14 protein-coding genes and 1 tRNA gene are annotated in these 15766 nt (G+C 41.1%); 5 read left to right on the top strand and 10 right to left on the bottom strand.

The features are described from left to right. The first annotated feature begins 55 nt into the window (after nucleotides 1-55). A complete protein-coding gene (gene thrH / locus B3X18_RS11670) occupies nucleotides 56-673 on the top strand; it encodes a bifunctional phosphoserine phosphatase/homoserine phosphotransferase ThrH (RefSeq protein ID WP_005406999.1) in 618 nt (205 codons plus the stop codon). Nucleotides 674-742: 69 nt separating this feature from the next. Here the strand turns inward: thrH and B3X18_RS11675 are convergent, their stop codons facing one another. Both B3X18_RS11675 and B3X18_RS11680 read right to left on the bottom strand, forming a co-directional pair. Further along, nucleotides 743-1963 carry an OmpP1/FadL family transporter gene (locus tag B3X18_RS11675; RefSeq protein ID WP_005024893.1) on the bottom strand — a complete coding sequence of 407 codons (1221 nt, stop codon included), beginning with the start codon at nucleotides 1961-1963 and terminating at the stop codon, nucleotides 743-745. A gap of 309 nt (nucleotides 1964-2272) precedes the next feature. Then, the gene (locus B3X18_RS11680; protein WP_005015959.1) at nucleotides 2273-3565 is read right to left on the bottom strand and encodes an OmpP1/FadL family transporter; all 1293 of its coding nucleotides are present in this window, start codon (nucleotides 3563-3565) and stop codon (nucleotides 2273-2275) included. A 502-nt stretch (nucleotides 3566-4067) separates the two neighbouring features. Between B3X18_RS11680 and B3X18_RS11685 the strand changes: the two genes are divergently transcribed. Continuing rightward, nucleotides 4068-4751 (top strand): phosphatase PAP2 family protein, encoded by a 684-nt coding sequence (locus B3X18_RS11685; protein ID WP_034688407.1) that lies wholly within the window; start codon nucleotides 4068-4070, stop codon nucleotides 4749-4751. Between the two features lie 31 nt (nucleotides 4752-4782). On the opposite strand, the gene B3X18_RS11690 is transcribed toward B3X18_RS11685, so the two are convergent. The 5 genes from B3X18_RS11690 to B3X18_RS11710 all read right to left on the bottom strand — a co-directional run bounded on the left by B3X18_RS11690 (nucleotide 4783) and on the right by B3X18_RS11710 (nucleotide 10106). Beyond that, entirely contained in the window at nucleotides 4783-6099 is a 1317-nt protein-coding gene (locus B3X18_RS11690) for an ATP-binding protein (RefSeq protein ID WP_005024899.1), read from the bottom strand. A gap of 20 nt (nucleotides 6100-6119) precedes the next feature. After that, on the bottom strand, nucleotides 6120-6797 hold the full coding sequence (locus B3X18_RS11695; protein ID WP_005024902.1) for a response regulator transcription factor: 678 nt from the start codon (nucleotides 6795-6797) through the stop codon (nucleotides 6120-6122). A gap of 3 nt (nucleotides 6798-6800) precedes the next feature. After that, nucleotides 6801-8465 (bottom strand): phosphoethanolamine transferase, encoded by a 1665-nt coding sequence (locus tag B3X18_RS11700; RefSeq protein WP_005015953.1) that lies wholly within the window; start codon nucleotides 8463-8465, stop codon nucleotides 6801-6803. A 143-nt stretch (nucleotides 8466-8608) separates the two neighbouring features. Beyond that, nucleotides 8609-8681 (bottom strand) — tRNA-Arg (locus B3X18_RS11705). 72 nt (nucleotides 8682-8753) lie between these two features. After that, nucleotides 8754-10106, bottom strand: coding sequence for an amino acid permease (locus B3X18_RS11710; protein ID WP_005015952.1), 1353 nt, complete (start codon nucleotides 10104-10106; stop codon nucleotides 8754-8756). Nucleotides 10107-10438: 332 nt separating this feature from the next. On the opposite strand from B3X18_RS11710, the gene prpF reads away from it, so the two are divergent. The 3 genes from prpF to B3X18_RS11725 all read left to right on the top strand — a co-directional run bounded on the left by prpF (nucleotide 10439) and on the right by B3X18_RS11725 (nucleotide 13095). Next, nucleotides 10439-11626: a 2-methylaconitate cis-trans isomerase PrpF gene (prpF, locus tag B3X18_RS11715; protein WP_034670898.1), complete on the top strand. Its 1188-nt coding sequence runs from the start codon at nucleotides 10439-10441 to the stop codon at nucleotides 11624-11626. A 192-nt stretch (nucleotides 11627-11818) separates the two neighbouring features. Continuing rightward, nucleotides 11819-12160, top strand: a complete 342-nt coding sequence (locus tag B3X18_RS11720) for a zinc ribbon domain-containing protein YjdM (protein WP_005015946.1) — start codon at nucleotides 11819-11821, stop codon at nucleotides 12158-12160. Nucleotides 12161-12186: 26 nt separating this feature from the next. Next, nucleotides 12187-13095 carry a polyprenyl synthetase family protein gene (locus tag B3X18_RS11725; protein WP_005015945.1) on the top strand — a complete coding sequence of 303 codons (909 nt, stop codon included), beginning with the start codon at nucleotides 12187-12189 and terminating at the stop codon, nucleotides 13093-13095. A 265-nt stretch (nucleotides 13096-13360) separates the two neighbouring features. On the opposite strand, the gene B3X18_RS11730 is transcribed toward B3X18_RS11725, so the two are convergent. The 3 genes from B3X18_RS11730 to B3X18_RS11740 form a co-directional block, all read right to left on the bottom strand. After that, the gene (locus B3X18_RS11730) at nucleotides 13361-14215 is read right to left on the bottom strand and encodes an SPFH domain-containing protein (RefSeq protein WP_005015943.1); all 855 of its coding nucleotides are present in this window, start codon (nucleotides 14213-14215) and stop codon (nucleotides 13361-13363) included. Between the two features lie 39 nt (nucleotides 14216-14254). Then, the gene (locus B3X18_RS11735) at nucleotides 14255-14710 is read right to left on the bottom strand and encodes an NfeD family protein (RefSeq protein WP_005015941.1); all 456 of its coding nucleotides are present in this window, start codon (nucleotides 14708-14710) and stop codon (nucleotides 14255-14257) included. Nucleotides 14711-14802: 92 nt separating this feature from the next. Next, nucleotides 14803-15720: a patatin-like phospholipase family protein gene (locus B3X18_RS11740; protein WP_155757838.1), complete on the bottom strand. Its 918-nt coding sequence runs from the start codon at nucleotides 15718-15720 to the stop codon at nucleotides 14803-14805. Between the last annotated feature and the right edge of the window lie 46 nt (nucleotides 15721-15766).

A 15766-nucleotide genomic window follows, 5' to 3' on the forward strand; every position in this document is an offset into this window, starting at 1 on the left:
ATATAACGGGTTAATGCTATGATAATCCGATTTTTTTATGATGCTTGGAGAATTCATGGAAATTGTATGTCTCGATCTTGAAGGGGTATTAGTCCCGGAAATCTGGATTAACTTTGCAAAAAAAACAGGGATTAAAGAACTAGAAGCCACTACTCGAGACATTCCTGACTACGATGTCCTGATGACTCAGCGTTTAAATATCTTGAAGCAGCATGGTTTAGGCTTAAATGATATTCAGGCCGTGATTGCAGATATGGGTCCATTACCCGGCGCCAAAGAATTTGTAGAGTGGGTCCGTACCCATTTCCAGCTGATTATTTTATCTGATACTTTCTATGAATTTGCCCATCCATTGATGCAACAGTTGGGCTGGCCTACTATTTTTTGTCACAAGCTGGAAACAGATGAAAAAGGCATGATCACTGCCTATAAATTACGTCAAACAGACCAGAAACGTGAGGCAGTAAAGGCACTCCACAACCTGAATTTTCGTGTAATTGCAGCAGGGGACTCGTATAATGATACAACCATGCTGGGTGAAGCAGACCATGGTTTCCTGTTTGATGCGCCAGAAAATGTAATCGCTGAGTTCCCGCAGTTCCAGGCAATTCATGGTTACGCTGCTTTAAAAGAGGCAATCCGTTCAGTGTCACTGCGCGATATTCCAGTTTAAGATTTTATAAATAAGCTTAAAAAAGGGCACTTGAAGCGCCCTTTTTCTATAAATTGTCTAATGAGATTTTTAGAATTTGTAACCAATATTTAGACCATAAGCGATAGCATGATTACTTTCAAAAGTACCTGCCGCCGTATGAGCACCTGTTACTGCATCAGCATCACCTAACCAGAAGTATTTTACACCTGCACCAATAAAGTAATTTTCAGCCGGTGAAAAACGTACGCCTGTACCTATACTCCAGTAACCTTCAGTTGGGCCTAGAGTTGTTACAGGATTACCTGCACCAGAATCCCAACCTACTGATACATTACCTGCCCACAGATCATTAAATTTACGACCTACACCGACCGTTGCTGAAATCTGATCATCTTTATAGTCAATCAGATTAAAGCCATTTGGTTTGCCAAGAGCTGGAGTTGATTGACCAAGGACTTGCGATAACTTGCCGAATTTATAAGGTTGAACTGCAAACTTGGACCATTCTACCCATCGTACATTGGCAAATGCGACAGTATTTTCCATAATGCCCGTTTGAAAATCGATATTAACTGACTGTGGCGTGGTTAATTCAGTACGTCCAGAAGTAGCACTAATCTGGTTCATTGCACCATCAAGTCGAGGATTACCAGTGAGTCCTGCCGCGCCAAAATTCTCATAAGCATTCATATCATGCTCAATTTCAGAACGATAGGTTATAGCAGCTTTTAGGGCAATCTCAGGAATTTGATAAGCAATACCAGCCAGCCAGCCTACCGATTCGTCTTCACCTGTTTTTAAATCATATCCATTGAAGGCGCTATAAGCATTACCGCGTAATTTCACCGTACCATCAACTGTCTGATAAACAGCACCTGCATATAAATTCCAGTTTTGAGTAGGCTGATAGCCAATCAGAAAATTCAGGTTTTGAGTATCTACTTCAACGGTAGTACCACCTTTAAATGGAACCATACGGTTTTCAACAAAGTTATTATTTCCTTTGTACTCGGCATCAGCACCAAATGGCTGATCATAGATCAGACCAAGTGAAATTTTATCAGTAGCCTGAATTTTCAAAGCCGCTGATGGGAAATAGTAGTCACCAGCCATATCACCAGCAACATTCCCATTTGCGTCAGTACCTGAAACATCAGGATCAAGGATAGAAATACCTGCCTCAAAATAGTTTCCAGGCTGTAAAAATGCCTGAATAGATTGACCTGAACGGTCTAAACCACCCGCATTAACCGCAGTGAGAGGGAGTGAGCTAAGAAGAATAGCGGAATAAATTTTATTGAGCTTCATGGTCTTTCCCTGATGCCATATGTAACAAAAAAGTTGAGGGAAAGTAACACAAAACAAAAAAGAGTAAATGCTCAGCTCGGTCTAAAAAATGAACTGATGAATGCAAGAAATATGCTTGATTAGAGTAAAAAGACTAAGAATACTGATGTATATAAATGATTTATAAATAAAAAATTAGAGTAAATGTTTTAAAAAGATACCAAACAAAACCGGATTTTTTTTGGCTAAATTAGCAACACTTAAAATTTGTATAGTAGAGTAGTAATAGAAAAGCTACCGCAAGCGATAGCCTTTCTAAAATAATTTACCTTAGAAACGATAACCAATTTTTAGACCATAACCCCAAGCATCGTTATCTTCAAAATCAGCTACATATGAATTAGAACCGAAATCAGATGCAGCTTGAGCTTTTGCATCGCCTAACCAGAAATATTTCACACCGCCCGCAATAAAGTAGTTTTGTGCAGGGCTAAATTGTAGACCTAAACCAAGATTCCAATAGCCTTCTGTTGGGCCTAAAGTAGAAACTGGATTACCAGCACCTGAATCCCAACCTACAGAAACGTTACCTGCCCATTGTTCAGAAAATTTACGGCCTACGCCTAGAGTAGCTGAGATTTGATCATCAGTATAAGAAACAATATCAAAGCCATTTGGATTATTAGGAGTAGCACCTGCCGCGCCTAAAGCTCTTGAAACTCGTTCAAACTGCTGTGGACGAATTGAGAAATCCTTCCAGTTGACCCAGCGTACGTTAGCAAAGGCTACTGTATCTGCCATAATACCGCTTTGGAAATCAAGGTTTACAGACTGAGGAGTAGAAATTTTAGTATTTGTATTTACATTATAAAGCGCAGCAGCAGGGTTTTGCGTTACTAAAGCTAAAATATCACTATGACCATATTCATTTGTTTTCAAATCATGATCAATTTCAGAACGATAAGTTAGTGATGCTTTTAGAGCAATTTCAGGAATCTGGTAAGCAATACCCGCTAACCAACCTACAGCACTATCGTCTTCCATTGTAGCATTGTATTGACCTAATGCAGTTGTACTGCCATATGCTAGACCACGTAATTGAACATTACCTTCAACTGACTGGTATACAGCACCACCATAAATATTAAAATTTTCAATAGGTTGATAACCTACAAGCATAGTAATATTTTCTGATTTAACTTCTACTTCTGTACCTTCTGTTCCATTATGGAAAACACCACCAGCTAAAGGATTTAAATAAGTATCAGTAGGGTAAGTTGCTTTCGCTCCAAATGGCTGATCATAAATTATACCAAATGAAAAATTATCAGTTAACTGAAATTTTAATGCTGCACTTGGAAAATAATAATCATCACCCATTTCGCCAACTGAGGTGCCTCGATAAGCAGGAGCTAATGGTGCGGCAGCTCCTCCTGGCGTCCAATTATTTTGAACTTTACCAGAAACTGATGGATCAAGAACAGAAATTCCGGCTTCAAAATAATTACCTGGCTGTAAGAATGCAGAGATCGACTGACCTGAACGATCTAAAGCTGCTGCAAATACCCCAGTTGCAGGTAGCATTGCTAAAATCATTGCTGTGCTAAGAGTTTTTAATTTCATTCTAGTCTTTCCTTGAGATACGGGAAGTTTTACGTGCATGATCTATGCTTTTTAATTTTGGAGATCATCCTCTTCCGGGATAAAATCTAACTTAACTCCATGTGACAAAAATAGCACAATTAAACTAAGAGTAAATGCTCTATTTGAACTTAAAAATAAAAAAAATATGTTGAAAAAACATGCTAACTGGAGTAAATGTTCTATAATTTAAAAAGAATAATAAATTAAGTAATTGAAATATAAAAATATTAATTTATCGTTATTATGTAATAATCGCTTTTTTCAATTAAAATTTAAAATTTGACTATTCAGATTTTTAAAAATAATCAAGAAAATCAAGAGCAAAATTTAAGCAAATAATTAATTTAAGTGAATTCATTGTAGGGAGGAATGGGTTAATTTTCTTTAAACAAGATTTTAAGTAGGAAGTAGTGGGTCAGTTTAAGATGATTTTAAGTAATATCTGTTCAGATAAAGAGGATATTTATTTAAATTTTCTGTGATGCAAAACTCAAACTATTTTTTGTCTTATCAGTACATTTTATTATTTATAAATTTCTTTATCTTAAAAATTTTTTTCCCTGTAGGCGGGTTAATCGATTTATCTCTTATACAACCGTGGGTAAGCCACTCGGGAGAATTCCTATTTCGTGATAGCTGGTATTTGGCGAAACTCAACCATAGCTATATAAAAGATATAATTATGGCTGTTTATATCTGCTATTTTATGGGCTGGTTAAGCTCATTTAAGTGCCAAAAACTTAAAATGTATCAAATGAAGTGGGGCTATTTTTTTCTGGTCTCCCTGTTATGTACCAGTATCGTTGGTCTCATCAAGTCGCAGTCTGCATATGCTTGTCCATGGAATATGACTATCCCTTCTGTTTCGGGGTTTACTTGGGATTTTTCAGCAAAAAATGGGCATTGCTTTCCAGGCGGCCATGCTTCAACAGGTTTTGCTTTATTAACAGGCTATTTTGTTTACCGCTTATCTAATATAAAAAAGGCCTGTTTCTTTCTTGTGGCTGGCTTAATACTTGGTTTTGCAATGGGCTGGGCGCAGATGATGCGTGGTGCCCATTTTTTAAGTCATAATCTATGGACATTGTGGATCTGCTGGTGTGTAAATGTTCTGATATACCAGATTATCCTCAAGTATTCTCCTCAAATTTTAACTACTGACTAGAGATTCTGGCTCTCTACTTTCTACAGGTTTTTTAAAGAATATTATCTGGTAAAAATATATTGACCTGTAAGCCACCTAATGTCTGGCTGTGTGTAAAACTAAGCCGTCCCTTTAAACGTTGGGTTGCCTTATGAACAATGGACAGACCTAAGCCACTCCCAATTTCTGTATGCTGATAAACACGGTAAAAACGCTGAAGCACCTTTTCGTATAGCATAGGGTCAATACCTGGTCCACTGTCTTCTATCTGTATCAGTGCTCCATTTTCTCTGGCATATACGGAAACATTAATTACACCATTCTCTGGCGTGTATTTAATGGCGTTATCAATCAGATTAAAAATGATTGAGTGTATGATAGCGGGTTCCGACAAGATACTCACCGGATCCTGCTGCTCCATGCCCAGATCGATATTCTTTTGTATTGCCAGCTGGATGAGCTCCTCTACACAATTTGTAGCGATATCGCTCACTCTGACCTGCACACCATGCTCAGTTTCTAAAATATTTGCATCCTGTTGAGCCAGGCTAAGTAATTGACTGACCAGATGCTGGACACGCATTAAACCTCTATTGAGGTTCTTTAAATCAGGATGGTCAGGAAACTCTTGTAACAGAATCTGTATTTGCAAATTTAATGCAGTAATCGGTGTTCTTAACTCATGAGCTGCATTTGCTATAAATTGCCGCTGCTCTTGCTGTGAATACTGAATCCGGCTGAATAGAGAGTTGATTTCATTAAGGACTGGTACAATTTCTTGGGGATATTTAAATATTTGAACCGGTTCTAATTCATGTGGCTCACGCTTTGCAATTTCTTCTTTAAATTCGTCTAAAGGTTTAAGATTGTGGCTGATGATCCAGCCTAATCCCCAGAGCACCAAGGGCATAAACAGCAAGTAGGGAATAAACATATTACCCGCAAGTTCTAGTGCCAGATGCCGGCGGACAGAAAGCTGCTGGCTAACCTGTATCTGGTCATGCTCAAGTGGGAGCACATAAGTCCGCCAGATATCACTTGCAGTCTGGTGTGTATAAAAACCGGCTTTTTCTACCGGTGCAACCAGCCGCTTTGACTGGCTTTGATGATCTTGATCAGTATATGCCCATACATCTACAAATAAATCTTCTTCATGGTAGCGCTGATGTTCATCAAACTGGCTTTGGATCTGCTCTGGACCATGGGCGGCAATACGTTCAGCCAGATTCTGCATCTGGGCATCCAGAATTTCATTAATTTCTTCAAGCGCAATACGATAAGCTGAAAAGACCAGTACACAGCCTAGACTGATACTAAAGAATGAAATATAGAGTATGAGCCGTTTTTTTAATGAGTAATTTGATGACATAAAAACTTCGCTGTTTAAGCTTAGGCCTGACCCAGACGGTAACCTAAACCGCGAATAGTCCGGATAAAGTCTTTGCCGAGCTTGGTGCGTAAATGATGTATATAGACCTCAATGGTATTGCTGTTGATTTCAGAATCTATATCGTAGAGCTTATCTTCCAGACTGCTTCTGGAAAAAATTTTATAGGGATAACTCATCAAGGGAATAAGGATAGCCCATTCACGCTTGGACAAGTCAATATGTTCATTTTTAAACAGGGCAGAATGCTGTTCCAGATCAAGTATCAGGTCGCCATGTTGTAATATCTGTACGGTTTCGGTCTGAATGCTGGTTATAGTGCTGCGACGTAATAGAGCCTGTATACGTGCCAGTAATTCATCAAATTCATAAGGCTTAACCAGATAATCATCTGCACCTTGATTCAAGCCATCTACCCGGTTGTGTAGCTGGTCGCGTGCAGAAATAATTAAAACTGGAAGAGTCGGTTTTTGCTGCCGGATCTGCTTGAGGACCTGCATTCCATCCATAAGAGGGAGGCCCAGATCTAGCAGGACAATATCAAATTCCTGTGTTTTAAGCAGTTTTAGGCCATCAATACCGTTATTTACCCATTGCACTGCGAACTGCTGATATTGCAGCAGTGTAATGGTGGATTCGGCAATCATAAAATCATCTTCAATAATCAGGATTTTATTCATTTTTTATATCCTCAGGCCCGATAGATGATGGCATTGTTGCAGCATATCATGCTGTGGCTGTATCACTGCACTCTTAATGTTGAGCAGACTGAGCAGGGTAGGAAATAAATTATCCTGGCTCAGATTTTGCTGTTTCTGGTTGGCCAGACAGGCGAACTGCACAGGGTGCTGCTGTTTCCAGCTCTCTGAAAACCACATTAACATTGGAATATGGGTTTGCTGGCTGGGTGCAATGGCATAAGGCGAACCATGTAAATATAAACCATGCTCTCCAGTAGATTCACCATGATCCGACAAATACCATAGCGCGCTCTGATAGTGTTGGTTTCCTTCTAAGGTTTGTATAAGCTCGGCTAGCACATGATCGGTGTAAACTATTGAATTATCGTAGCTGTTAATTAAAGACTCGGCACTACAACCCTGAATGGCATTGGTATTACATGTCGGTTGGAACGGCTGGTATGCTGCTGTTGAGCGCTTAAAATAAGCCGGGCCATGACTTCCTGCCTGATGCAGAACAATCAGGCGTGGTGTCTTATCTGTCTCTGGAATACTGGCCAGATAAGCCTGGAGTGCCTCAGGCAAGATTTCATCATGACATTCTCCCTCTATACACCACTTCTGTTTAAGGGATTTATTGAATTCATATTGTTCTATGCGGTTGCAGACGCCTTTACAGCCTGAGTTATTATCTACCCAGGTTACTTTGTAGCCCGCACGCTGGGCAATATCTAGCAAGCCTTCCCGGTGTGATGCCAGCTGTTCATCATACTGCTGGCGCGGCATACCGGAAAACATGCAGGGAACTGAAACTGCCGTGGCTGTTCCACAAGAACTGACCTGACTGAAATTTATAATATCCAGTTTAGATAGTTCTGGATTGGTCGCTCTGGTATATCCGTTTAAAGCAAAGCTTTCGGCACGGGCAGTTTCACCTACTACCAGAACCATAAGCTGGGGTTTTTTCGAATCTGATACCGGTAAAATTAAATGTGCATCTTCTCCATATTTAATAAGCGGCAAATTCTGTCTTGGCGCTTTCTTTTTATAATACGAAATGCTAGATGCGATTACATTTTGTGGGCTGATCATACCTTTTAGATCACGATGTTCACGAAAGATAGCTGCATAATCAATATAGAAGGTAAATAGCATCAAGCCGGCCAGAACCAATGAGGTAAGCGCACCGAACATTTTAGAAATAAAAACTTTAGATAAAGCTTCAGTTTTTATTTTGACTAAGCCTAGCAATGATAAAGGCAGCAAGACAAAGCCAAGACTCCACAAAACAAATTGCCAGGAGAGCAGATCTAGTACTTCGTGCTGATCGGTCTGTAATGCATTCTGAATTTGGTCAGCTGATATACCTATGCCCAGACTGTTAACAAAATAAGCTGAAAAACCGCCTAAAAGAATGAAGATGACAGCAAAGAATCGAATGTTCCATTTCCACTGCAGCAACTGAAAAATCAGGTTGTAGATACTCACCACTACAATGACTGTTGCCATTAAAAATAACCATGCCTTGATTCCCTGGTAAGGTGTGAGCTGCATCATCTTCATATAAAAAGAAAGATTCAGGGCAACGCCAAACCATATAGACAGGATTAAATTGAAGATATTAAGTGAAATAGGCGGAAACTTGTTCTGGAGTCGTCTGAATATCATAAAGGCATTGATACTTTCAGCTTGTATGGAATTTTAATGTAAAAGCTGAAACTTAAATGATACTTAAATCAGGGAAGAGGAGAGACAAAATATGCAAAAGACTTTGCAATCATTAAAGAGATGTATACTGATTTAAAAGGATGTGTGCCCTGCGGGACTCGAACCCACGTCGGTCGCTTAGGAGGCAACTGCTCTATCCAGTTAAGCTAAAGGCACAAAGAAGACTTATTATAAATGAAAAAGTTACTGTCTCAACAATAACTTTTTCAAAATAGAATTTTATGGACTTTACACACGAGGTTTAAGTATTTTATAAAGCACTAGCATCAGAACCACCCAGATTGGTAGCATCAGCACAGACTCTTTAAAGCCTTGTGTCCACATAATGTAGAGTACAACAGCAATAAATACTAAAACGATATAGTTGCTCAGAGGTGAAAACAGTGCCGGAAATTTGGATAAAATTCCATTTTTCTGAATATAGTCTTTAAACTTTAAGTGGGTTAACGTAATCATGGCCCAGTTCAGTACTAAAGCTCCTACTACCACATACATCAGATGACCTAATGCATCTTCTGGAATCAGATAGTTTAGTAATACGCAACCGAAAATCAGAAGTGCAGAAAAAAGCACAGCAGGAATCGGTACACCTTGCTTATTAACCTTCAAGAATATTTTTGGCGCATTACCTTGCTGAGCCAGACCATACAGCATACGGCTATTGGCGTACATGCCGCTGTTATAAACTGACAGGGCTGCAGTCAGAATAATAAAATTCAGCAGATGAGCTGCCCAGCCAATACCTAACTGGCTAAAAATCATTACAAATGGACTTTTATCCAGACCACCGAGTTCCAGCTGGTTCCATGGTACCAGTGACAGTAAGATGGTGAGTGAACCTACATAAAACAGTAAAATTCGGAAAACTACCTGGTTAATAGCCTTAGGAATAGTTTTTTCCGGGTTTTCTGCTTCTGCAGCTGCCATTCCGATCAGTTCAATCCCGCCAAAGGCAAACATCAGGAAAGCCAGCATATAAAACAGGCCGTCAAAACCATTCGGGAAAAAGCCGCCATGACTCCACAGATTGCTAAAAGATGCACCAGAACTGGCATCTGCAGTAAAGATCAGATAAAGGCCAAACACAATCATGGAAATGACTGCTGCCACCTTGATAATGGATAGCCAGAATTCTGATTCACCATAAAACTTGACATTACCCAAGTTAACTAAAGTAATGATTACAAAAAAGAAGAGTACCGAAGCCCACGCAGGAATATGCGGCCACCAGTAATTGATATATTTGGCAACAGCAGTCAGCTCTGTCATTGCAACTAAAATATAAAGAATCCAGTAGTTCCAGCCTGCCAAGAAGCCCGGAAAGTTACCCCAGTATTTATGCGCAAAATGACTAAAAGAGCCAGCAACCGGCTCATGTACAATCATTTCACCTAGTTGGCGCATAATTAAAAAAGCAATTAATCCACCGATCGCATAACCTAAAATAATGGATGGACCAGCAGACTGTATAACCTGCGCAGAACCTAAAAACAGACCGGTACCAATAGCTCCACCCATGGCAATAAGCTGGATATGACGGTTTTTTAAGCCACGCTGAAGTTGCGATGTATTATTGTTCAAAGTGCTCAGCTCGACGATGACTAAGTCAAGTATTGTAATGTATTGCAACTTATTAGCCTAGTCAGACTAATTGCTTGCTGCTGAATCTTAAGCTCTTTTATAAATTTAATAAAAATAAATAACTTAGCGAGATGTAAGGCTGTTATTTATAGAATCGGGATGGTTGAGTATTTAAATTTAGTCTGACTAGTCTATAAAATAATTCTGCCGGTTTCAGACTCGAACAGGAATAGCCTGCACAGCAGTTTAAAAAACCTTTAATATGAACCGGGATTGGATAGCCCACATTTGCCCAGCAATAATCATAAAGAATGACAGGAATTAAAACAGCAATGAGTTCAGTACCACAAATTAAAGTCGCCGCTACCTATATGCGTGGCGGAACCAGTAAAGGTGTATTTTTTAAACTTGATGATTTACCTGAGAAGGCTCGCGAAGCAGGTCAGGCGCGTGATCATTTTTTACTGCGTGTGATCGGCAGTCCAGACCCTTATACCAAACAGATTGATGGGATGGGTGGAGCGACCTCAAGCACCAGTAAAACGGTGATCCTGTCTAAAAGTACCCGCGCAGAACATGATGTCGACTATCTGTTTGGACAGGTCTCAATTGACCAGCCTGTCGTTGACTGGAGTGGTAACTGTGGCAATTTGACCGCAGCAGTTGGGTCTTTTGCTATTAGTAACGGACTGGTCGATGCTAATCGTATTCCTGAAAATGGTATATGTACCGTAAAAATCTGGCAGGTCAATATTGGTAAAACAATTGTTGCACATGTACCTGTAACGCAAGGGCAGGTTCAGGAAACTGGAGATTTCGAGCTGGACGGTGTGACCTTTCCGGCAGCCGAAGTTCAAATTGAGTTTTTAGATCCTTCCGATGATGATGGTGAGGGGGGCAGTATGTTTCCTACCGGCAATGTCATCGATATGTTCGAGGTTCCTGGAGAAGGCAGTTTTCAGGCTACATTTATTAATGCAGGCATTCCCACTATTTTTTTAAATGCAGCAGATTTAGGGTATACCGGCACGGAGTTACAAGAACAGATTAATACTGACCCTTTAGCGCTAGCACGTCTGGAAACTATTCGTGCCTTTGGTGCTCTTAAAATGGGACTGATACAGGATATAGCTGAGGCAGCCTCCCGTCAGCATACGCCGAAAATTGCTTTTGTGGCGCCCCCGCTTACTTATATGGCCTCCAGTGGAAAGCAGGTCAAGCAGGAAGATATTGACCTGCTGGTCCGTGCGATGTCGATGGGTAAACTACACCATGCTATGATGGGTACTGCTGCAGTTGCTATAGCAACAGCGGCGGCAGTCCCAGGCACTGTGGTAAATCTCGCTGCTGGTGGGGGAGAGCGTGAAGTCGTCCGTTTCGGACATCCTTCCGGGACCTTACGTGTGGGCGCACAAGCTGAACAGCAGCAGGGAACATGGACTGTCAGGAAAGCCGTTATGAGCCGGAGTGCCCGTGTGCTGATGGAAGGCTGGGTTCGTGTACCGGGCGACTGTTTTTAACCAAAGACATTAAATTAAAAAATACCAGTCTTCAAAGTCAGGCTGGTATTTTTTATATTTCCTCTTTTGATTATAAAGAGCCAATGTGATTTTCTCCCTAAAATAGGGGGTGCTATAATACTTTCGAACTGAGCCATAGAGAAAACAGGCGGAAAGCAGTATGATGCTCTTACTTTTGATAAGGATAACCTCATGACTGACCAACTTCCTGCGTGCCCACAGTGTCACTCTGAATTTACCTATCAAGACCAGGAACTTTATATCTGTCCTGAATGTGCGCACGAGTGGCCAGCATCCAACATGATAGAGACCGAAACTTTTACAGTTAAGGATGCGGTAGGTAATCTGCTTCAGGATGGGGATACAGTCAGTGTGATCAAAGACCTGAAAATTAAAGGTTCCTCACAGATCGTAAAAATAGGTACAAAAGTTAAAAATATTCGCCTGATTGAGCATAGTGATCATAATATTGATTGTAAGATTGACGGAATTGGAGCCATGAAACTTAAATCCGAATTTGTTAAAAAAGTCTAACCGAACAGAAGATATTGAGGCTATTTGTGTCAGCAATACCCGCAGTTAAAGCAGAGATATTAAAACAGGCGCAAGAACGTATCCAGCAGGACCTGCTCAGTGCGCTGGAGGCGTTTTCCTTACCAGAGCCTTTAAAAAGTGCGGTATATCATGCAGTCATGCTCGGAGGTAAACGGGTCCGTCCTGCACTCTGTTATGCAACAGCGGCCCTGCAGCCCAACTCCAATTTTGCAGCTGTGCGCCGTGCTGCGGTCGCGATCGAAATGATCCATTGCTATTCGCTGGCACATGATGATTTGCCATGTATGGATAATGATCTGCTGCGCCGCGGTCAGCCTACCTGTCATGTTGCTTTTGGTGAAGACACTGCATTACTGGCTGGTGATATATTACAGTCAATGGCATTTGAAGTTCTGGGTAGCCGCCTGTTTGATCAAGGTGTGGCGGTAGACCAGGCAGTTGTATTAAGACAGATGCAGATATTGGCTACTGCAAGCTCAAAAATGGTTTGTGGCCAGGTGATGGATTTACAGGCTGAAGGCAAGCAGGTAGACCAAAGCCAGCTGGAAAATATTCACCGCAATAAGACAGGCGCATTGATTCAGGCGGCGATCATGATGGCTGCGGTGACTATATTTAATGGTACGGATCAGGCTATTCCACAACTTCGCCAATATGGACAGGCAATTGGTCTGGCATTTCAGGTACAGGATGATATTCTGGATATTGTGTCTGAAACAGAAGTACTGGGTAAAACGGCCGGTAAAGATGAGCAGGTCGAAAAGTCAACTTATCCTGCTTTGATGGGGCTTGAACAGGCACAGCTTTATGCCAAGCAACTCCATGATCAGGCTTTTAGTGCGCTTGAATATTTTGGAGAGGCTGCTGAAGAGCTCAATACAATATCCCGCTTCTTACTGTCACGTAAAAGCTAGATCTGGCCAATAAAACCCTGTAATTAAAAAGGAGCATGTTAAGCTCCTTTTTATATAAAAAATGCGCTCATAAAACTATTTTTTCTAACTATCAGTCTGTTTAAAGCAGTTTTTATTGAGTAATTTATGGGTGTTTTGCTCAAAGTCTTTCTGCCGAGACTCAAGTTTTACTTCCGTTATTTGTTATTAAACTCTATTTAATATTAATAAAATAAGAACAGGCGGCTATTAAGCAAGCCACCTGTTTTAATAAAATCAGTCAAGATTAGTTATGACGACCCATAATTCCGCGGATGGTATTGAGTACATCAGCCGGTAGAACCACCGTTTTAGCATTGTTGGATTTTGCCATATCCTGCATGGCTTTTACATATTGTTCACCGAGCAAATAAGCTACCGGTATTTCCTTGTCACCTACTGCTGAGGTGACCATATCAATAGCTTTTTGTGAGGCTTCGGCCAATACGACCTGTGCCTCTGCATCACGGCGAGATGCCTCCAGACGACCATCAGCTTCTAAAATGGCAGCCTGTTTTTCACCATCAGCACGCGTTACGGTTGCACGGCGCTGACGTTCAGCCGCTGCCTGCGCTTCCATTGCAGCCTGCATGGTTGCAGAAGGCTGAATATCTTGGATTTCTACAGTTTTTAAAGTGATACCCCAATCTGAAATATCATCAGAAATGGCTGCTTTAAGTTTGGCCTTGATATGATCACGTGAAGAAAGTGCATCATCCAGATCCATTTCACCAACAATTGAACGTAAAGAAGTCTGTACCAGATTCTGAATCGCCCAACTATAGTTTTCAATACCATAGACGGCTTTTTCTGGTGTAGTCAGATTGATATAAGCTACTGCATTCATCAGCAGTACGGCATTATCTCGGGTGATCACTTCTTGTGAAGGAATATCCAGAACAATATCTTTGGTGGTCACTTTATAGGCGACTTCATCGACGTAGGGAATTACAAAACTCAGACCCGGATTCAAAGTAGTATGGTATTTACCCAGACGTTGAACAATCCACTTATAACCTTGAGGAACAATACGCACCCCTTTAAAAATAGTTACGCCTACAAAGAGTAAAAAGACTAAAACAATAATGGTGCTGACTGACATGATGGTTTCTCTTTATATTTTCATAATAGTAACGTGCAGTTAACCGTGTCGCTGCACGACCAGGTTATTTCCCGATATATCCGTCACTTGTACCCGATCACCGACTTGAACAATATCTTGCGTACGGCAGTTCCATTCATCCGACCCTAGTAACGGCATGGGAAAACGGACTTTAATCTGGCCATGTTCCATACCGGTCTGAATAACCATGCCTATCTGGCCGATAGTGGCCTCCCTTGAGAGCCCGGCCTTGGTTTTATCGATAGACAGAGGCTTGATAAACTTGAACCAGAGCAGGGTACATAGAATCGACAGGACAATCCACATCACGATCTGAGTGGTCAGGCTCATCATTGGAAAAAGCCAAAACAAAATACAGACCATGATTGCAGCAATACCAAACCATAATGCGGCAAAGGCAGGAAGAATTAACTCGGACAGAATCAGTAAAATGCCGAGTACAAACCAGTGCCAAGGTTCAATTACAAATTCCATAATTTTGTCCGGTGATTAAAGTTACAGCAAAAAGATGAGTCTTCACTGTAACAGATCAATAACTCAATGAAAATTTAAAAATTTTCAGCTGTTCAGAATTTTGGGCGTGGGGCTGGCTTAAAGGCCGCAGGTGACTTCTTAAATTGCTGAATCGCACCTTGAATAGCCCGTATCTTAAGCTGCGCCGCTTTCTCGCCTTCTAAAATAGATTCATTGCTGGCTTTTAAGTCAAGTACGCCTAAGTGCCCGACTTTAGGTTGGATGACCACATTAGCCTGTGCAAGTTCTTCATTAATGCTTTGCTGGCCCATGATATTAATGGTCTGGTCCAGTAAACCCCACATATTTACCGGGCGGCTGGCATCTGGTCTGGCTGAAATATCAACCGCAATAACAATGTCCGCTCCCATATCCCTGGCAGTTTTTACCGGAATCGGGCTCACCAGTCCGCCATCAATATATTTGGTTTTAGCAATAGTTGCCGGCACAAATACATTCGGGATACTGCATGAGGCCCGTACAGCCTGTCCCGCATTCCCCTTAATAAAGTCTGCTTTTTGACCATTATCAAGACGTGTTGCGACTGCAGCAAAGCGGATTGGAAATTTTTCAATTGGTTTATTGCTGACCTGATTATTCACATAGTTCTGCAATTTTTGGCCTAAAATAATACCCTGGCTATTAAGGGTTAAATCACGGATATCAGCCTCTTTAAGCTGAAGTGCCAGCTGCTGTAACTGATATGGGGTTTTACCACTGGCATAAATACTACCGACAAAGCTACCGGCACTGGTACCTGTAACAATTTTAGGTTTAATACCGTGAGATTCGAGTACTTTAATTACACCGATATGAGCAAAACCTTTAGCACCACCACCACCAAGTGCTAAGGCAATAACGGGCTCACGAGCCTTTAATTGTGTTGTAACCGGTGGAGTCTGGGCGGTCTTGTCACATCCAGCAAGAGCTAGTGCCAGTATTCCTGCAAAAGTAAGCTGTGCAAATTTCATCTTTAGTTTAGTAGTGACTTGGATCAGAAAAGATATGTCCATCACA

This window comes from Acinetobacter sp. UBA6571 (assembly GCF_002434085.1).
Taxonomy (GTDB): Bacteria; Pseudomonadota; Gammaproteobacteria; order Pseudomonadales; family Moraxellaceae; genus Acinetobacter; species Acinetobacter radioresistens.